General features: G+C 71.7%; 20 protein-coding genes and 1 tRNA gene. 12 read left to right on the top strand and 9 right to left on the bottom strand.

The genetic code is table 11. From position 1 onward, the window contains the following. The first annotated feature begins 9 nt into the window (after positions 1–9). The 3 genes from waaA to QM792_RS13720 are packed head-to-tail and all read left to right on the top strand — an operon-like array spanning position 10 to position 3,103. Positions 10–1,353 (top strand): lipid IV(A) 3-deoxy-D-manno-octulosonic acid transferase, encoded by a 1,344-nt coding sequence (gene waaA, locus QM792_RS13730; protein WP_415151632.1) that lies wholly within the window; start codon positions 10–12, stop codon positions 1,351–1,353. Then, on the top strand, positions 1,332–1,787 hold the full coding sequence (aroQ, locus tag QM792_RS13725) for a type II 3-dehydroquinate dehydratase (protein ID WP_415150665.1): 456 nt from the start codon (positions 1,332–1,334) through the stop codon (positions 1,785–1,787). The genes waaA and aroQ overlap by 22 nt, the downstream gene beginning before the upstream one ends. Positions 1,788–1,846: 59 nt before the next feature. Beyond that, positions 1,847–3,103, top strand: coding sequence for a hypothetical protein (locus QM792_RS13720; protein ID WP_415150664.1), 1,257 nt, complete (start codon positions 1,847–1,849; stop codon positions 3,101–3,103). A 10-nt stretch (positions 3,104–3,113) separates the two neighbouring features. On the opposite strand, the gene QM792_RS13715 is transcribed toward QM792_RS13720, so the two are convergent. Genes QM792_RS13715 through QM792_RS13690 form a run of 6 tightly spaced genes read right to left on the bottom strand, consistent with a single transcriptional unit; the run spans position 3,114 to position 10,565 of the window. Further along, positions 3,114–4,493 carry a TolC family outer membrane protein gene (locus tag QM792_RS13715; protein WP_415150663.1) on the bottom strand — a complete coding sequence of 460 codons (1,380 nt, stop codon included), beginning with the start codon at positions 4,491–4,493 and terminating at the stop codon, positions 3,114–3,116. 30 nt (positions 4,494–4,523) lie between these two features. Then, positions 4,524–4,865 (bottom strand): rhodanese-like domain-containing protein, encoded by a 342-nt coding sequence (locus tag QM792_RS13710; RefSeq protein WP_415150662.1) that lies wholly within the window; start codon positions 4,863–4,865, stop codon positions 4,524–4,526. A 14-nt stretch (positions 4,866–4,879) separates the two neighbouring features. Then, positions 4,880–5,533 carry a protein-L-isoaspartate O-methyltransferase family protein gene (locus QM792_RS13705; RefSeq protein ID WP_415150661.1) on the bottom strand — a complete coding sequence of 218 codons (654 nt, stop codon included), beginning with the start codon at positions 5,531–5,533 and terminating at the stop codon, positions 4,880–4,882. Between the two features lie 41 nt (positions 5,534–5,574). Then, the gene (locus tag QM792_RS13700) at positions 5,575–8,772 is read right to left on the bottom strand and encodes an efflux RND transporter permease subunit (protein WP_415150660.1); all 3,198 of its coding nucleotides are present in this window, start codon (positions 8,770–8,772) and stop codon (positions 5,575–5,577) included. Between the two features lie 12 nt (positions 8,773–8,784). Next, complete coding sequence (locus tag QM792_RS13695) at positions 8,785–9,921, bottom strand: efflux RND transporter periplasmic adaptor subunit (protein WP_415150659.1); 1,137 nt, start codon at positions 9,919–9,921, stop codon at positions 8,785–8,787. After that, positions 9,918–10,565 carry a TetR/AcrR family transcriptional regulator gene (locus tag QM792_RS13690; RefSeq protein ID WP_415150658.1) on the bottom strand — a complete coding sequence of 216 codons (648 nt, stop codon included), beginning with the start codon at positions 10,563–10,565 and terminating at the stop codon, positions 9,918–9,920. The genes QM792_RS13695 and QM792_RS13690 overlap by 4 nt, the downstream gene beginning before the upstream one ends. Positions 10,566–10,725: 160 nt before the next feature. Here QM792_RS13690 and QM792_RS13685 point away from each other — a divergent pair, with 160 nt between their 5' ends. Further along, positions 10,726–11,559: an undecaprenyl-diphosphate phosphatase gene (locus QM792_RS13685; protein ID WP_415150657.1), complete on the top strand. Its 834-nt coding sequence runs from the start codon at positions 10,726–10,728 to the stop codon at positions 11,557–11,559. Here QM792_RS13685 and trmB read toward each other — a convergent pair. Then, positions 11,543–12,169, bottom strand: coding sequence for a tRNA (guanosine(46)-N7)-methyltransferase TrmB (gene trmB / locus QM792_RS13680; protein ID WP_415151631.1), 627 nt, complete (start codon positions 12,167–12,169; stop codon positions 11,543–11,545). The genes QM792_RS13685 and trmB overlap by 17 nt on opposite strands. Before the next feature lie 141 nt (positions 12,170–12,310). Here trmB and QM792_RS13675 point away from each other — a divergent pair. Then, positions 12,311–12,384 (top strand) — tRNA-Gly (locus QM792_RS13675). 187 nt (positions 12,385–12,571) lie between these two features. Here the strand turns inward: QM792_RS13675 and QM792_RS13670 are convergent. Beyond that, positions 12,572–12,862: a CopG family ribbon-helix-helix protein gene (locus QM792_RS13670; protein WP_415150656.1), complete on the bottom strand. Its 291-nt coding sequence runs from the start codon at positions 12,860–12,862 to the stop codon at positions 12,572–12,574. 144 nt (positions 12,863–13,006) lie between these two features. On the opposite strand from QM792_RS13670, the gene QM792_RS13665 reads away from it, so the two are divergent. After that, positions 13,007–13,774: a DUF6683 family protein gene (locus tag QM792_RS13665; protein ID WP_415150655.1), complete on the top strand. Its 768-nt coding sequence runs from the start codon at positions 13,007–13,009 to the stop codon at positions 13,772–13,774. Between the two features lie 21 nt (positions 13,775–13,795). Here QM792_RS13665 and QM792_RS13660 read toward each other — a convergent pair whose 3' ends face one another. Next, positions 13,796–14,440 carry a TetR/AcrR family transcriptional regulator gene (locus QM792_RS13660; RefSeq protein ID WP_415150654.1) on the bottom strand — a complete coding sequence of 215 codons (645 nt, stop codon included), beginning with the start codon at positions 14,438–14,440 and terminating at the stop codon, positions 13,796–13,798. Positions 14,441–14,566: 126 nt separating this feature from the next. Here QM792_RS13660 and QM792_RS13655 point away from each other — a divergent pair, with 126 nt between their 5' ends. The 6 genes from QM792_RS13655 to QM792_RS13630 all read left to right on the top strand — a co-directional run bounded on the left by QM792_RS13655 (position 14,567) and on the right by QM792_RS13630 (position 17,595). Next, positions 14,567–15,070 (top strand): VOC family protein, encoded by a 504-nt coding sequence (locus QM792_RS13655; RefSeq protein WP_415150653.1) that lies wholly within the window; start codon positions 14,567–14,569, stop codon positions 15,068–15,070. 18 nt (positions 15,071–15,088) lie between these two features. Next, positions 15,089–15,730 carry a glutathione S-transferase family protein gene (locus tag QM792_RS13650; RefSeq protein WP_415150652.1) on the top strand — a complete coding sequence of 214 codons (642 nt, stop codon included), beginning with the start codon at positions 15,089–15,091 and terminating at the stop codon, positions 15,728–15,730. Between the two features lie 32 nt (positions 15,731–15,762). Further along, a complete protein-coding gene (locus QM792_RS13645) occupies positions 15,763–16,215 on the top strand; it encodes a VOC family protein (RefSeq protein WP_415150651.1) in 453 nt (150 codons plus the stop codon). A gap of 81 nt (positions 16,216–16,296) precedes the next feature. After that, positions 16,297–16,707, top strand: a complete 411-nt coding sequence (locus QM792_RS13640; protein ID WP_415150650.1) for an SRPBCC domain-containing protein — start codon at positions 16,297–16,299, stop codon at positions 16,705–16,707. A gap of 35 nt (positions 16,708–16,742) precedes the next feature. Next, on the top strand, positions 16,743–17,129 hold the full coding sequence (locus QM792_RS13635) for a VOC family protein (RefSeq protein WP_415150649.1): 387 nt from the start codon (positions 16,743–16,745) through the stop codon (positions 17,127–17,129). A 19-nt stretch (positions 17,130–17,148) separates the two neighbouring features. Then, positions 17,149–17,595 carry an SRPBCC family protein gene (locus QM792_RS13630; protein ID WP_415150648.1) on the top strand — a complete coding sequence of 149 codons (447 nt, stop codon included), beginning with the start codon at positions 17,149–17,151 and terminating at the stop codon, positions 17,593–17,595. The last annotated feature ends 69 nt before the right edge of the window (positions 17,596–17,664 follow it).

Below are 17,664 nucleotides of genomic sequence, written 5' to 3'. Positions count from 1 at the left end.
CCCGCGGCGATGGCGCGCGCGCTGTACTCCGCCGCGCTGTGGCTGGCGCAGCCGCTGTACCTGCTGCGCCTGTGGTGGCGCGGCCGCGCCGAGCCGCCGTACCGCGAGGCGCTCGGCGAGCGTTTCGGCCGGCACGCCGGCGCGCCCTCGGCCGGCTGGCTGTGGCTGCACGCGGTGTCGCTCGGCGAGACGCGCGCCGCCGCCGCGCTGGTCGACGCGTTGCGCGAGCGCCGGCCGGGCCTGCGCCTGCTGCTGACGCACAGCACCGCCACCGGCCGCGAGGCCGGCCGCGAGCTGCTGCGCGCGGGCGACCGGCAGAGCTGGCTGCCCTTCGACACACCCGGCGCGGTGCGGCGCTTCCTCTCGCACTTCCGCCCGGCGCTGGGCGTGCTGATGGAAACCGAGGTCTGGCCCAACCTGCTGACCAGCGCCCGGGCGCAGGGCGTGCCGCTGGTGCTGGCCAACGCGCGCCTGTCGGAAAAAAGCCGGCGCCAGGGCGAGCGCTACGCGGCGCTGATCCGCCCGGCGGTCGAGGCGCTGTCGCTGGTGCTGGCGCAGACCGAGGCCGATGCGCAGCGCCTGCGCTCGGCCGGCGCGCGCGACGTGCGCGTGTGCGGCAACCTGAAGTTCGACGTGGCGCCCGACCCCGCGCTGGTGGCGCGCGGCGCCGCGTGGCGCGCCACGCTGGCCGGCCGGCCGGTGCTGCTGTTCGCGGTCTCGCGCGAGGGCGAGGAGGCGCCGCTGCTGGCGGCCTGGGCGTGCCGGCGCGCCGCGCTGCCGGGCCGCCCGCTGCTGGTGATCGTGCCGCGCCACCCGCAGCGCTTCGACGAGGTCGCCGCGGCGATGCAGGCGGCGGGCCTGGCCGTCGCGCGGCGCAGCGCCTGGGGCGAGCAGGCGCCGTCCGACGGCGCGCTCGCCGCCGACGCCTGGCTGGGCGACTCGATGCGCGAGATGCCGCTGTACTACGGGCTGGCCCAGGTGGCGCTGCTGGGCGGCAGCTTCGCGCCGCTGGGCGGGCAGAACCTGATCGAGGCGCTGGCCTGCGGCTGCCCGGTGGTGATGGGGCCGCACACCTTCAACTTCGCCGAAGCCGCCGAGCGCGCCGAGGCGGCCGGCGCCGCGCTGCGCGCCGAGACGGTCGACGCCGCGCTGGATGCCGCGCTCGCGCTGCTCGCCGACGCGGCGCGCCTGGCGCGGCTCGGCGAGGCCGCGCGCGCCTTCGCGGCCGGGCATCGCGGCGCGGCGCGGCGCATGGCCGAGGCGATCGTCGCGCTGTGGCCTGAGGTACAAAGCGGGACCGGATCGCACCGATCCCCCCGAGACGCACCGCCATGCCCGCCATCCTCGTCCTGAACGGCCCGAACCTGAACCTGCTCGGCACGCGCGAGCCCGCCACCTACGGCAGCGCCACGCTGGCCGACGTCGAGCGGCTGTGCGCCGAGCGGGCGCGCGAGCGCGGCTTCACGCTCGACTTCCGCCAGTCCAACCACGAGGGCGTGCTGGTCGACGCGATCCACGAGGCCGGCCGCGGCTTCCAGGCCGGCGGCGTGGCCGGCGTGGTGATCAATGCCGGCGCCTACACCCACACCTCGATCGCGCTGCACGACGCGGTGCGCGCCGTCGAGGTGCCGGTGATCGAGGTGCACATCAGCAACGTGCACGCGCGCGAGAGCTTCCGCCACCACTCGTGGCTGTCGCCGGTGGCCGCCGGCGTCATCGTCGGCCTGGGGATCGACGGCTACCTGCTGGCGATCGACGCGCTGGCGCGGCGCCACGCCGCGCGCTGACGCGCCGATAGCCCAGCGGCCGATGCGACCTTTCGCACCGCGCCGCGGTTCGTGGCACGATGCCACGCAGGAGGCCCGAGGCGATGCAGGAACTGGCATGGTGGCTGGTGGCGGTGCTGGCGCTGGTGTGCGCCGCGCTGGCCGGCCTGCTGTGGCTGCGCCGCCGGCCAGGCCCCGGTGAGCCGCCGCCGCACGGCGGGCAGGGCGCGCGCGGCGTGCCGGCCGCCACCGCGGCGCGCGAGCCGCGCGGCGGTGTGCCGTCATCCGCCTCCCGCGCGCCGGGCAACCCGCTGGCGCCGCTGCCCGCGCCGCTCGCGCCGCAGCGCAACCCGGTGGCCGCGCTGGTGGCGCCGCCGGTGGTGCGCCTGCCGGCGCTGCTGGTGGCGACGCGCTCGCGCCGCTACGAACTGCGCGACGGCGCCGCCGAGCCGGTGCTGGCGCTGGAGCGCGCCCGCGCCGACGAGTGGCGCCGCGCCGCGCGCGCCGCGCCGACGCCGATGCAGTGCGACGCGCTGGCCGCCGCGCTCAGCCATGCCTCGCTGCTGGCCGCGCCCGCGGCCGGCGGCGACGCCGACACCGATCTGTACCGCCTGACGCTGCGCGCCGGCGCCGCCCTGCCGCTGGCGCGCGGCGAGCTGGCCGCCGCCGAGCTGCGTGCCGTGCCGGCGCAGTCGCTCGACGCGGCGCGCTCACCCGCGCTGGCCGCGATCGTGATGGCGCTGCACTGCGCGCCGCTGTACCTGCGCCGCTTGCGCCGCGAGGTGGCGGCGATCCGCGCCGATTCGGCCGGCTGGCTGCGCCGTTCGTCGAGCGCCGACGAGCGCCTGCGCGCGCTGCTGCAGGACCTGAGCCGCTACCTGCGCGAAGTCGAGGAGAACCACGCCGGCGCGATCCGCAAGCCGGTGTTCGTGGCGCGCGTGGCCGATTTCTGCGCGCAGGCCGAGCAGCAATGGCAGCTCGCGCGCGACGCCGCCGACGCGCTGGCCCGGCGCCTGCGCGCCGGCGAGGACGTGGCCGCCGAGTTCGCGCAGCGCCGCCTCGTCGCGCACTGCGCGCTGCGCATGCTGGCGGCCTGGCACACGCTGCGCCTGGCGCTCGGCGACGCCGGGCCGGCGGCGACGCTGGCGCTGCGTGGGGCGCGGCAGGCCTTGCGCGACGAAGCGGGTGGAGACGGTGAGCCGGCGCGCCGCGCGCTGGCGGCCGCGCTGCAGGCGCTCGAAGCCGGCTTTGCCGGCGAGGCGGCGCTGACGCTGCTGCTGCGGCTCGACCCGCTCGGCCGCGTGCTCGAAGTGCGCGGGCCGGTGCCGGCCGAGTGAGCAGCCCGGGTCAGCGCGCCAGCAACTGGTTCAGCGCCGCCACGTCTTCCGGTTTCAGCAGCCCGGCCGCCTGGCGCAGCCGCAGCGAGCCCACCAGCACGTCGTAGCGCGCCTTGGCCAGGTCGCGGCGCGTCTGGAACAACTGCGTCTGCGCGTTCAGCACGTCGAGGTTGACGCGCACGCCGACCTTGTAGCCGAGCTGCGTCGCTTCCAGCGCGAGCTGGCTGGACGATTCCGCCGCCTCCAGCGCCTTCACCTGCGCCTGCCCCGACTGCACGCCGAAGTAGGCCTGGCGCGTGAGCTGCGCGACGCCGCGGCGCGCGGCTTCCAGGTCGTTGCGCGACTTCTCCTCGAGCAGCAGCGTCTCCTTGACGCGGTTCTGGATCGCGTAGCCGGCGAACAGCGGCATCTGCAGCGTCACGCCGATGGCGGTGTTGGTGCCGGTGCCCGAGGCGTCGTAGGGCACGATGGCGCTGCCGCCGCCGGTGCTGACGCGCGCGTCGCCGCTGGTGCTCACGTGCGCCTTGCCGACGCTGCCGTTGAGCGTCACGGTCGGCAGGTGGCCGGCGCGCGCCTTCTCGGTTTCGAGTTTGGCCACGTCGTAGCCCAGCGCCGCCTTGCGCACCAGCGGGTGTTCGGCGTCGGCGCGCAGCACCCATTCGTCCACCGCCGGCGGCTGCACCGGCGGCAGCGCCACCGGCACCGCCAGGCCGCGCGGCTCGACGCCGGTGCGGCCGACCAACTGGTCGAGCGCGATGCTCTTGGTGCGCAGGTCGTTCTCGGCGGCGATCTCCTGCGCGCTGGCGAGGTCGAAGCGCGCCTGCGCCTCGCGCGTGTCGGTGATGGTCGCGGTGCCGACCTCGAAGTTGCGCTTGGCCGAGGCGAGCTGCTCGCTGATCGCGGCCTTGCTGGTGCGCGTGGTGGCCAGCGTGTCCTGCGCGGCCAGCACGTCGAAGTAGGCCTGCGCGACGCGCACGATCAGCTCCTGCTCGGCGCTCTCGAAGTCGGCGCGCGAGATCGCGAGCGCCTTCTCGGCCTGCTCGATGCTGACGCTGTTGGCGCGGTTGAACAGGCTTTGCGACGCGCTCAGGCCGGCGCTGACGGTGTTGGTGTCGGTCTTCAGCGTGCTGGCGTAGGGCGTGTCGCTGGTGCTGCGCTGGCCCTGCAACTGCAGGCCGACCGAGGGCCGGTTCAGCGCCTTGGCCTGCTCGGCGCGGTACTGCGCCGAGTCGAGCAGCGCGCGCGCGGCCAGGAAGCTGGCGTCGTAGCCGCGCGCGGCCTCGTAGACCTCTTGCAGGCTCTGCGCCCGCGCGGGGGCGCCGAACGCGAGCCCGAGCGCGAAGGCGAGGGCGGCGGGGGCGAAGACGGGGCGGCGGCGCGAGGCGGGCATGGCGGGAATCCTTGGGGCTGACTCGTGAATTCAGTAGCGCGGCAGCGCCGGGTCGACCTGCGCCGACCAGGCGTCGATGCCGCCGGCGAGGTTGTAGACCGAAGCGAAGCCGGCGCGCTCGAGGAATGCGACGACCTGCGCCGATCGCATGCCGTGGTGGCAGATGCAGACGATGGGCTGCGCCGGATCGAGCTCGGCCAGGCGCCGCGGGATCTGCCCCATCGGCAGGTTGAGCGTGCTCGCGCCGGGCAGTTGGATCGCCGCCAGCGCGAACTCCCAGGGCTCGCGCACGTCGAGCAGCAGCGGCGCCGCGCCGGCCCGTGCCGCTTCGGCGGCCCAGCCCTGCACCTCGGTGGCGCGCAACTGCCGCATCGCCGTCGGCGCCGTCAGAAGTGGAAGCGCGGCTGCTCGTCGAAGCCGCGCAGGCGCGCCGCGACGGTGTCGAACAGCTCGACGCTGGTGAAGGCGTGTTCGCCGCTGCGCGTGACCAGCGTGCAGCGCATCACCGGCTGCTGGCCGGCGATGGCGATCAGCCGGCCGCCGAGCTTGAGCTGGCCGAGCAGCCCGGCCGGCACCTCGGCCACCGAGCCCGACAGCACGATGGCGTCGAACGGCGCCTCGGCCGGCACGCCGCGCGAGCCGTCGGCCTCGCGCACCGTGGCGTTGACGATCGCGGCGCGCTTGAGGTTGTCGGCGGCCAGCCGGGCGAGTTCCGGCACGATCTCCAGCGTGGTCACGTGCTGCGCGCGGTGCGCCAGCAGCGCCGCCATGTAGCCCGAGCCGGCGCCGATCTCGAGCACGCGCTCGTGCTTGTGCACGTTCAGCTCCTGCAGCATGCGTGCCTCGACGCGCGGCGCCAGCATGCACTGGCCGGCCGGCAGCGGCACCTCGGTGTCGACGAAGGCCAGCGCGCGGTAGGCGGCGGGCACGAAGTCCTCGCGCTTGACGACGGTCAGCAGCGAGAGCACGGCCGGGTCGAGCACGTTCCAGGGCCGGATCTGCTGCTCGATCATGTTGAAGCGGGCTTGTTCGATGTTCATGGGGTGTCTCTCGGGGAAACTTTGGCGGGCAACCGGCGATTTTATTTGGCCGCCGTCCAGGCGCCGGCTTGACCTTGCGCAGGCGGCGGCGCGGCGAAGCGGCGCTTGAGCCAGGCGGCGAGGTCGTCGAGGTAGCAGTAGATCACCGGCACCACCACCAGCGTCAGCAGCGAGGAGGTGATCACGCCGCCGATCACCGCCTGGCCCATCGGCGCGCGCTGCTCCGAGCCCTCGCTGAGCGCGAAGGCCAGCGGCACCATGCCGAACACCATCGCCAGCGTCGTCATCAGGATGGGCCGCAGCCGCACGCGCGCGGCGTGCAGCAGCGCCTCGTCGCGCGCCAGCGGCGCCACGTCGTGGTCCAGCCCGTGCTCGCCGGCGTGCTCGCCGCGCCGCGCGCGGATCGCGAAGTCGATCAGCAGGATCGCGTTCTTGGTCACCAGCCCCATCAGCATCACGATGCCGATGATCGAGAACATGTTCAGCGTCGAGCCGAACAGCAGCAGCGCCAGCACCACGCCGATCAGCGTCAGCGGCAGCGAACTCATCAGCGCGATCGGCTGCAGGAAGCTCTTGAACTGGCTGGCCAGGATCATGTAGATGAACACGATCGCCAGCGCCAGCGCGCCGACGGCGTACTGGAACGATTCGTTCATGTTCTTGGTCGAGCCGCCGAACACGTAGCGGTAGCCGGGCGGCCAGGCGATGCCGTCGAGCGCCTTCTTCACGTCGGCCGAGACCTCGCCGGTGCTGCGGCCCAGCGCGTTGGCGTCGAAGTTGATCTCGCGGTTCAGGTCGCGGCGGTTGATCTGGTTCGGGCCCGTCGAGGCGCGGATGTCGGCCACCTGCGCGAGCCGCACCACGCGCGGCGCGCCGTCGGCCGCGGCGGCCACGGTGATCGGCAGGCGCTGCAGGTCGTCGATCGCGACGCGGCCCTCGGGCGCGAGGCGCACGTTGACGTCGTAGTTCTCGCCGTCGGGGGCGCGCCAGTTGCCCACGGTCAGGCCGGCCACCAGCGTGCGCAGCGTGCCGGCCAGCGCGTTGACGTTCAGCCCGGCGTCGGCGGCGGCGTCGCGCTTGACTTCGACGGAGACGGTCGGCTTGTCGGCCTTGAGCGTGCTGTCGAGGTCGACCAGGCCGGGGATCTCGCGCAGCCGGGCGTCGATCAGGCGCGACAGCCGCGCCAGCTCGCCGAGGTCGGCGCCCTGCACGGAGAACTGCAGGCTCTTGCCGCCGCCCAGGTCGGTCGGGCCGATGTTGGTGACGGTGATGCCGGGAATGCGCGCGAGCCGGTCGCGTATCGGCGCGGTCAGCGCGGCGATGCTGCGCTGGCGCTCGTGGCGGTCGACCAGGCGCACGTAGGTCGAGGCGTTGTTCTTGCCGGCGGCGAAGCCGCTGTTGATGGTGGTGACGGTGTAGCGCACCTCCGGGAACTCGCGCAGCGCGGCGTCGACCTGCCGCGCGCGCAGCTCGGTGACCTCCAGCGACGAGCCGACCGGCGTGTAGAAGTTGATCTGCGTCTCGGACAGGTCGGGCTTGGGCACGAACTCGGCGCCGAGCACCGGCAGCAGCACGACGCTGCCCACCAGCGTGGCCGCCGCCAGCGCCAGCGTGGCGAGCTTGTGCTTCAGCGACCAGCCCAGCAGGCGCTGGTAGACCTCGCCCAGCCAGTCGGTGAAGCGCTCGAACCGCAGCGTGACGCGGCCCAGCGTCTTGTCGTACAGCGTGAGCGGCGGCCCGCGGTGCGCGCCGTGCGCCGACGGGTCGTGCCACACGCTGGAGAGCATCGGGTCCAGCGTGAAGCTGACGAACATCGAGATCAGCACCGCGGCGACGATGGTGATGCCGAACTCGTGGAAGAACTTGCCGACGATGCCGCCCATGAAGCCGATCGGCAGGAACACCGCGACGATCGACAGCGTGGTGGCCAGCACCGCCAGCCCGATCTCGGCGGTGCCGTCGAGCGCCGCGTCGCGCGCGCTCTTGCCCATCTGCACGTGGCGCACGATGTTCTCGCGCACGACGATGGCGTCGTCGATCAGCAGGCCCACGCACAGGCTCAGCGCCATCATCGTGATGCCGTTGATCGTGAAGCCGAAGGCGTACATGAACAGGAAGGTGCCGATCAGCGCGATCGGCAGCGTCAGGCCGGTGATGACGGTGGAGCGCCAGCTGTTCAGGAACAGGAACACGATCAGCACCGTGAGCGCCGCGCCTTCGAGCAGCGTGCGCTTGACGTTGGCCACCGAGACGCGGATGCCGCGCGAGTTGTCGCGGTTCACCTCCAGCGTCACGCCCGGCGGCGTGACGGACTTGGCTTCGTCGAGCGCCTTCATCAGCCCGTCGACCACCGCGATGGTGTTCTCGCCCTGGCTCTTCTGCACCGACAGCAGCACGGTGCGCTGGCCGTTGTACAGCGCCAGGCTCTCGAGCTCCTGCGGGCCGTCGACCACGTCGGCCACCTGCCAGAGCTTGACGGCCTGGCCGTTGCGCCGGGCCACCACGATGTCGCGGAAATCCTCCGGCCGCTTCAGCCGCGCGTTGATCTGCACCACGCGCTCCTGCTCGGCCGAGCGGATCGCGCCCATCGGCAGCTCCTGGTTCTCGCTCTTCACCGCGGCGACGATCTGGTCGACGCCGATGCCGAAGGCCTCCAGCGCGGCCGGGCGCACGTGCAGGTTGATCTCGCGCTCGACGCCGCCGACCAGCGTCACCGAGCCGACGCCGCGCACGTTCTCCAGGCGCTTTTGCAGCACCTGCGTGGCCCAGGTGCTCAGCGCCTGCGCCGAGCGGCTGCCGTCGGGCGAGAGCAGGGCGACGTTGAAGATCGGCGCGTTGGCCGGGTCGAAGCGGAAGATGCGCGGCTCCTTCACCTCGTCGCGCAGGTTGGGGCGGATCAGCGCGACCTTCTCGCGCACGTCGTCGGCGGCCTTGCGGCCGTCGATGTCGAGGTTGAACTCGATGATGACGACCGACGTGCCCTCATACGAACGCGAGTACAGCGAGCCGATGCCGGCGACGGTGTTGACCGCCTCCTCGACCTTCTTGGTGACCTCCGACTCGATGATCTCCGGCGAGGCGCCGGGGTAGTCCATCTGCACCACCACGGTCGGCAGGTCGATGTTCGGGAACTGGTCGACCGCCAGGCGCTGGTAGCTGAACAGGCCCAGCACGACGAAGGCGAGCATCACCATCACGGCCATCACCGGGTTGGCGATCGAGACGCGGGTGAACCACATGGCCGATGCCGCTCAGCGCGAGGCCGCCGGGGCCGCCGGAGCCAGCCGCACCGGCGTGCCGTCGCGCACCGCGCCGGCGCTGCCGCTGAGCACCACCGCGCCGTCGGCCAGGCCCTCGGCGACGACGACCCAGGGCTGGCCGTCGAGCTCGCCGCGCGCGCCGAGCTTGACGGTCTTCAGCGCCGCGCGGCCTTCCTGCACCTGCAGCACGTAGGGCTGCGAGAGATCGGTGCGCACCGCCGCCAGCGGCACCGCGATGCCCTGCAACTGCGCCAGCGCGACGCGGCCGCGCGCGAACAGGCCCTGGCGCAGCGCCGGGTGCGCATCGACCTCGAGGTAGACCAGCACCGAGCGGCTGCCGGTCTGCGCGCTCGGGTTGACGCGCGCCACCCGCGCGCCCACCGGCTCGGGCAGGCCGTCGATGTGCAGCGTCGCGGCCTGGCCGAGCGCGAGCTGCACCACGTCTTCCGGCGCCACCGCCGCCTCCAGCTCGATGCGCGCGAGGTCGACGATCTCGACGATGCGGCCGTCCACCGGCACGCGCTCGCCGGGCTGCGCCAGGCGCTGCGACACCAGCCCGGCGATCGGCGCCACCAGCGTGCCGTCGGCGCGCGACTTGCGCGCCAGCTCCACCGCGGCCACCGCGGCCTCGTGGTTGGCGCGCGCCGCGGCCTCGTTGTTCACCGAGGTCTCCAGCCCGGTCGGCGAGATGAAGCCCTGAGCCACCAGCGCGCGGTTGTTCTCCAGCGCGCGCCGGGCGATGTCGAGCTGGGCGCGCGCCGAGGCGGCGGCCTGCTCGGCCTGGCGCAGGCGCCAGTCGAGTTCCACGGTGTCGAGCTGGCCGATCACCTGGCCGGCCTTGACGCGGTCGCCCTCGCGCACGCCGAGCGTGCGCAGCTCGGCGGCCACCTTGGCCTTCACCAGCGCGCTGTTGACGGCGCGCAGCCCGCCCGAGACCTCGAGCGTGCGCGTGAGCGTCGCGCGGCGCGCCGTGACCACGTCGGCCGGCGCGAGGTCGAGCGCGAGCGTCTCGCGCGCCGGCGCGGCGGCGGCCTGCTCGCTGCGCCGCTTGTCGATCACGCGCAGCACCGCGAGGCCGAGCAGCAGCACCGCCAGCAGCGGCACGATCCACTTCAGGTGGCGCTTCATGAACGGCCCCGCAGGCCGTGCAGCACGATGTCGACGTGCTGCCCGATGAACTCGTGCGGATCCATCATCTCCAGCGTCGGCGCGCAGGCGCCCAGCGAGTGCTTGTGCAGGCACAGCATGATCATCGGGAACAGCAGCGACATCACCGCGCCGCGCGTGTCCACCGCGCGGAACTCGCCGCTGGCGATGCCGCGCTCGATCACCGAGCCGACCAGCGCGGTGGCGGGGTCGACCACCTCGGCGCGGTAGAAGGCGGCGATCTCCGGGAAGTTGCGCACCTCGGTGATCACGAGCTTGAACACCGCCGAGGTCGGACTGTCGAAGACGCGGCGCCACCACTCGGTGAACACCTCGCGCAGCAGGCTGGCGCAGTCGCCGCGGTAGCCGCGCGCGTACTCGCGCACCGCCTCGATCTCGCTGGACAGCCGCTGGCTGATCACCGCCTTGAGCAGCTCTTCCTTGCTCGGGTAGTAGAGATAGAGCGTGCCCTTGGAGACGCCGGCGCGCGCCGCCACCTCCTCGGAGCGCGTCGCCGCGAAGCCCTTCTCGGCGAACAGCTCGAGCGCGGCGTCGATCAACTCCTGCGGGCGGGCTTCCTTGCGGCGCTGGCGCGGCGGCGTGGGGGCGGTGGGTGTCTCGGGCATCACGATACTGACTGACCGGTCAGTAATATACCGGCGCGGGTAGGCCCAGGTCAAGCATGTCATGCGGCGCCACCGCCCTGAATGCGGGGCGGCGGCGTCACGGGCGGCCCGCACGAGGCCTTTATGATCCGCGCCACTCTCGAAAACCCGGAGCTTCGGTTTGGACGTTGCGCAGTGGATCTTCCTGGCCAAGGCGGCCGTGATGGGCATCGTCGAGGGCCTGACCGAGTTCCTGCCGATCTCGAGCACCGGGCACCTGATCCTCACCGGCTCGCTGCTGGGCTTCACCGACGAGAAGAGCAAGGTGTTCGACATCGCGATCCAGACCGGCGCGATCGTCGCGGTGATCATCGTCTACTGGCAGCGCCTGCGCGACACCGCCGCCGGCCTGGGCCGTGGCAGCGACGAGGCGCGCCGCTTCACGCTGAACGTGGCGATCGCCTTCGCGCCGGCGGTGCTGCTCGGGCTGCTGTTCGGCAAGGCGATCAAGGCGCACCTGTTCACGCCGACGGTGGTGGCCAGCGCCTTCATCGTCGGCGCCTTCGTGATCCTGTGGGCCGAGCGCCGCGTGGTCGCGGCGCGCATCGACTCGGTGGACCAGATGACGCCCTGGGACGCGCTCAAGGTCGGCCTGGTGCAGTGCCTGGCGATGATCCCCGGCACCAGCCGCTCGGGCGCCACCATCATCGGCGGCATGCTGCTCGGCCTGAGCCGCAAGGCCGCCACCGACTTCAGCTTCTACCTCGCGATCCCGACGCTGATCGGCGCCGGCGCCTACAGCCTGTGGAAGGAGCGCGCGCTGCTGTCGCTGGCCGACCTGCCCCTGTTCGCCGTCGGGCTGCTGTTCTCGTTCGTCTCGGCGTGGATCTGCGTGCGCTGGCTGCTGCGCTACATCGCCAGCCACACCTTCACGCCGTTCGCGTGGTACCGCATCGTGTTCGGCATCGTCGTGCTGGTCACCGCGCAGATGGGCTGGGTCACGTGGCACGAGTGAAGATCAAGTCCCACACGCCGTGGCCGAGCTTCAGGCCGCGGTTCTCGAACTTGGTCAGCGGGCGGTAGTCGGGGCGCGGCGCCCAGGTGTCGAAACGGTTGGCGAGCAGCGGTTCGCCGGACAGCACCTCCAGCATCTGCTGCGCGTAGGGCTCCCAGTCGGTGGCGCAGTGCAGGTAGCCGCCCGGCGCCAGCCGGCTGGCCAGCAGCGCGACGAAGGGCGGCTGGATCAGCCGGCGCTTGTGGTGGCGCTTCTTGTGCCACGGATCGGGAAAGAACACGTGCACCCCGGCCAGCGTGGCCGGCGCGACCATGTGCTCCAGCACGTCCACCGCGTCGTGCTGCACGATGCGCAGGTTCGTCAGGCCGTGTTCGTCGATGCGCTGCAGCAGCGCGCCGACGCCGGGTGGATGCACCTCGATGCCGAGGAAGTCGGTGTCGGGCCGCGCGGCGGCGATCCTAGCGGTGGCGTCGCCCATGCCGAAGCCGATCTCGACCACCAGCGGCGCGCGGCGCCCGAAGGTCGTGGAGAAATCGGTGGCGCACCCGGCAAAGGGCAGCACGAAACGCGGCGCCAGCTCGGCCAGCGCGCGCTGCTGCCCGGTGCCCATGCGGCCGGCGCGCACCACGTAGCTGCGGATGGCGCGGCGCGGCGGCTGCTCGGGGGGGGGAAGTAGTCATGGCGGCGGGTCGGGCGGCGGGCGAGGGCGCGGATTGTGCCCGAGGGCCGCACGCTAGAATCCCGACCCGATGCGGGTGTAGCTCAATGGCAGAGCTGAAGCTTCCCAAGCTTAAGACGAGGGTTCGATTCCCTTCACCCGCTCCAGTCTAGAGAAGCCTGCCTCCTTTTGATGCCGCACGGCAAGGATCGTGACCGCATCCAGGTCGATCCGGTAGCGCGCCACGTGGCCGCTGTCGCGAAGTCGATGATCCATTCGCGGGACTCGTCGGGTTCTGGGATGCGAGAAAGCAATAAGGGCGCTGCACATCGAGCAGCGCCGATGGCGACCAGATCAGACGTGACATTCAGGCGGCCCGACATCCTTGCCCTGTTCGAGCTGGGCCAACCAGGCATCGGCCTCCTCGGCGGCCACATGCGCTCCGGTGGCGCGGTACGCTTTCCACGCCTTCAGCGTGTCCTGGCGAAAGGCTTCCCGCTTTTCCTCCCGCTCGACGTACTGGGTGATCGCCTCGCGCATCAACCAATGCGGCGTGCGATGGCGTGCATCGGCCAGACGCTTCACGCGGGCCTTGGTGTCCTCGTCGATCTTGAGCGCCACGGGGCGAACGGCTGTGCTGGCCATGGGCGGTCTCCGAAGAAGTATCTCCAGGTATCGTCCTGCCATACCGGCAGCTTGCGGATACACGCAAATGTCCGGCCCCGGGGCGACGGGGCGTAAGCTTTGGTCATGCTTCGCGATTCCTTCACCCGCTCCAGCCAGGCCGCCATGCAAAAGCCTCCCCCGTCCCGCCGCGAGGCCGCCCCGCGCCGCATCGGCGGCACGCTGCTGCTGGCCGCGGCGCTGAGCCTGACGACGCTGCCCGCGCGCGCCGATCCGTTCCTGAACATGGCGGAGAACTCGGCCATGATGGGGCGCTCGGTGGCCGCACAGATGGGCATGGCCGCCGTCTCCAAGAGCTACTACCCGCAGGACGGCCGACCGCCGGGGCCGCGCACGCAGCCCAAGATCGCGGCCTTGCGGATCGGCAGCGACCGCGCCATCAGCCGCGAGGTGCGGCAGCGCTTCCGCGACGGGCTGGTGCGCGCCAACCCCGGCGCCGAGGCGGCCATCGACCGGGCGCTGGCCAAGGACTGGCTGCAGGGCTACCGCACCGACATCGCCGTGCCCAACGGGCTGGATGCACGCAATCTGGCCGACGTGTATGCGGGCTACATGATCGCGAACTGGGCCATCGTGCACCAGCGCGACACGATCGCGCCGCAGGCCATCGCGGCCGTGCGGCGCACGATGGCGGCGCAACTGGGCGCGGGCGGCGCGGCCGCGGCCATGACGGGCGCCGAGCGCCAGCGCGCCGGCGAGACGATGATCTACCAGACCACGCTGATCATGGCCAATCGCGAGGCGCTGGCCCGCGAGGGCAACGCCCAGCGCCGGCAGCAGGCCGCCGAGCACTACCGCCGGGTGTTCCGCCAGGACAGCGGGGTCGACCTGGCCCGGCTCGACCTCACGGACCGGGGCTTCGTGCAGCGCTGACGCGCCGAACGCACGGCGGACTCACAGCCCGTTCTCGACCATGCGCAGCAGCCGCGCGCCCAGCGCCTTGCGCAGCGCCGGCGCGGCGCGGCGCAGCGGCCCGTCGATGATCAGCAGCGCCATGCCGTGCACCGACGACCAGGCCAGGAACTCGGCGCCCGGCCGCCGGTCGGCCGGCAGCACGCCGGCCCGCACCATCGTGTCCAGCGCATGGCCCAGCAGTTCGAAGGGGTTGAGCCCCTTGGCCCCGGTGCGCGCCGGGTCGGCGGGCGTCTGCACGTCGAACGCGCCGGACGAGAACGCCGTGAGGAACCAGCCCGTCTCCGCCTGCGCGAAGCCCAGGTAGCCGCGCCCCACGGCCGCGAGCATCGCGCGTGCGCGCTCGGCCGGGTCGGGCAGCGCCTCGGCCAGCCGCAGTTCGGCCTCGATCGCCCGCGCCAGCGCGCCCAGGCTGGCCGCGCGCACCGCCTCGAACAAGGCCTGGTGGCCCGAGAAATGCCGGTACGCCGCATTGGGCGCCACGCCGGCGCGGCGCGTGGCCTCGCGCAGCACCACCGCCTGCGGCCCGCCCTCGCGCGCCAGCGCCAGGCCGGCCTCCACCAGCGCGGCGCGCAGGTCGCCGTGGTGGTAGGTGGCGCGGGGCTTGGGGCGGCGGGCGGTGGCCAAGATGTCTTGGGGAGCAGGGGGGGGCGAACAAAAACTTTCAGCCCCGCGGGTCTGCGATGTGGACATCGTCCATTTTAGCGTCTAGCATGTGAACACCGTCCACACATGACGCTGGAGTCGTTGTCCATGGCCCGTCTCGTCTCACGCATCCAACCCTGCCTGTGGTTCGACACCCAGGCCGAGGAAGCCGCGAAGTTCTACGTCGGCATCTTTCCGAATTCACGCATCCTGAGCGTCGCGCGCTACGGCGAAGCCGGGCGCGAGCATCACGGCAAGCCGCCCGGCTCGGTGATGACCGTGAGCTTCACGCTCGACGGCCACGAGATGCTGGCGCTCAACGGCGGGCCGCACTTCCGCTTCAACCCCGCGGTGTCGCTGATGATCAACTGCGACAGCCAGGCCGAGATCGACCACTACTGGAGCGCCCTGGGCGAAGGCGGCGACCCGGCCGCGCAGCAGTGCGGCTGGCTGGCCGACCGCTACGGCCTGTCGTGGCAGGTGACGCCGCGCGACTGGGAACGCATGATGAACGCGCCCGACCGCGCCGCCTCGCAGCGCGCGATGCAAGCCATGATGCAGATGAAGAAGCTCGACATCGCCGCGCTGCAGGCGGCGTTCGACGGGCGCTGACGCGGTCCAATGTCCGCGATGCGTCCCACCATTACCGCCTTCGAGCACTCGCCTGACCGCGGCCAGGGGCTGGCGCGCGACATGCCGGTGCGCTGGGCCTTCGAGGAAGTCGGCCAGCCCTATGACGTCCGCCTGATGTCGTTCGGCGCCATGAAGCAGGCCGGGCATCGAGCGATCCAGCCTTTCGGGCAGATTCCCACTTACGAGCAAGGCAATCTGGCCTTGTTCGAGTCGGGTGCCATCGTGCTGCACATCGCCGAGCGCCATGGGGGCCTGCTGCCTCCGGATGCCGATGCACGGGCGCGCGCCATCATGTGGATGTTCGCCGCGCTCAGCACGGTGGAGCCGCCGATCGTCGAGCGCTCCATCGCCCTGCTGTCGGAGCGCGACGAGCCCTGGCATGCGCAGCGCCTGCCGCTGGTCGAGGCGCGCATCCGCGTCCGGCTGGCCGAACTGTCCGCCCGGCTCGGCGACGCCGACTGGCTGGATGCCGCGTTCAGCGCCGGCGACCTGCTGATGGTGCAGGTGCTGCGCCGCCTGGGCAGCTCGGGCCTGCTGGCGGAGCATCCGAATCTGGCTGCCTACGTTGCTCGCGGCGAAGCGCGACCCGCCTTCCGCCGCGCCTTTGCCGCGCAGAAGGCGGTTTTCGCTGCCTTGTGAATCATCACCGTCCAACGAAAGGAAGCAGCACCATGCAATTCCTCCCCTACCTCAACTTCGACGGCAACTGCGCCGAGGCCCTGGCCTTCTACGCCCGGCTGTTCGGCGGGCAGATCGTCTTCCAGTCCACCTTCGGCGAGATGCCGCCCGGCGAAGGCATGCCGCCGCTGCCCGAGTCGGCCAAGAACCGCCTGATGCACGCGCAACTGCAGGTCGGCGCGCAGAGCCTGATGGCGTCCGACACCATGCCGGAGGTGCCCGGCATGGGCCTCGAGACCTGCGGCGGCGGCTATCAGAAGCCGCAAGGCATGTGGATATCGATCGGCGTCGAAACCGATGCCGAAGGCAAGCGCATCTTCGACGGCCTGGCCGAGGGCGGCCAGGTGACCATGCCCTTCGCCAAGACCTTCTGGTCGCCCGGCTTCGGCATGGTGACCGACCGTTTCGGCACGCCGTGGATGGTGAATGTCGCCGCCCTGGCTTGAAGGGCAAGCCGCCCCCCGGCCGCGTCCGGTCGAACACGGACCGGGTAACACAAAGCGCGCACCGACCGCGAGGACAAATACATGAAGATCGTCGTCTCAATACTCGTCAAAGCGCCCTTGCATGAGGTCTGGCGGGCATACACAACCCCCGACGACATCAAGGCGTGGAACACCGCGTCTCCCGATTGGCATACCACCGCTTCTTCCGTGGACCTTCGTCCGGGCGGCAAGTTCTCGTCCCGAATGGAAGCCAAAGACGGATCGTTCGGCTTCGACTTCGCCGGCGAATACACCAAAGTGGAACCGCTCCAACTCATCGAATACGCCTTCGGAGACCGCATCGGTCTCGTCGAGTTCGAAAGCGGTGCGTCCGGCGTAGCCGTGACGGTCACGTTCGACAGCGAGCCGACCCACTCCGAAGAACAGCAACGAGCCGGATGGCAGGCGATCCTGGACAACTTCGCGCGCTACGTCGAAGCTGGCGCCGCCTGAGCCGCGTTTTCCACCTTCAAGCAGTCGGAGCCCCCATGAAACCCAACCCCGTCGTCTGGTTCGAGATCTACGTGCAGGACATGGCGCGTGCGCGCAGGTTCTACGAAGCCGTACTCCGGTGCACGCTGGAGCCGCTGCCCATGCCCGAGGGCGAAGCCGGCGGCATGGAGATGCTGAGTTTCCCGATGGACATGAACGCCTCCGGCGCGGGCGGCATGCTGGTGCGCATGGACGGCGTCTCGCCGGGCGGCGGCGGCACGCTGGTGTACTTCGGCTGCGAAGACTGCGCGGTGGAGCAGTCGCGCGTCGAGGCCGCGGGCGGCCGCATCCACAAGCCCAAGTTCTCCATCGGCCCGTACGGCTTCTGTGCCGTGGTGGTGGACAGCGAAGGCAATTGCATCGGCCTGCATTCGATGCAGTGATCGCGAAGGAGACCCGAACATGCCCACCGGAACCGTGCGCCTTCACCGCGTGCTGCGCACCACGCCCGACAAGGTCTACCGCGCCTTCACGCACGGCGCCGCCATGGCCAAGTGGCTGCCGCCCTACGGCTTCGTCTGCCACGTGCATCAGTTCGACGGCCAGGTCGGCGGCCGCTTCAGGATGTCGTTCGAGAACTTCTCCACCGGCCACCGCCATTCGTTCGGCGGCGAGTACCTGACGCTGAAACCCGGCGAACTCGTCGAATACACCGACCGCTTCGACGACCCCAAGCTGCCCGGCGAGATGCGCGTGACGGTGAAGCTGCGCGCGGTGGCCTGCGGCACGGAAATCGACATCGAGCAGGCCGGCATCCCGGAGGTCATCCCGGTCGAGATGTGCACCCTGGGCTGGCAGGAATCGCTGGCCCAGCTCGCCCGCCTCGTCGAGCCTGAGGTTCCGAATTAGGCGCCCAGGAAGTCGTGACGCAGACATCTTCGCCGCATGAGGAGTGACGCGATATGCCCCGGTACTTGA

The sequence above is a fragment of the Piscinibacter sp. genome (assembly GCF_047600445.1).
Classification (GTDB): Bacteria; Pseudomonadota; Gammaproteobacteria; order Burkholderiales; family Burkholderiaceae_C; genus Piscinibacter.
This window is presented reverse-complemented; position numbering and strand designations above follow the sequence as displayed.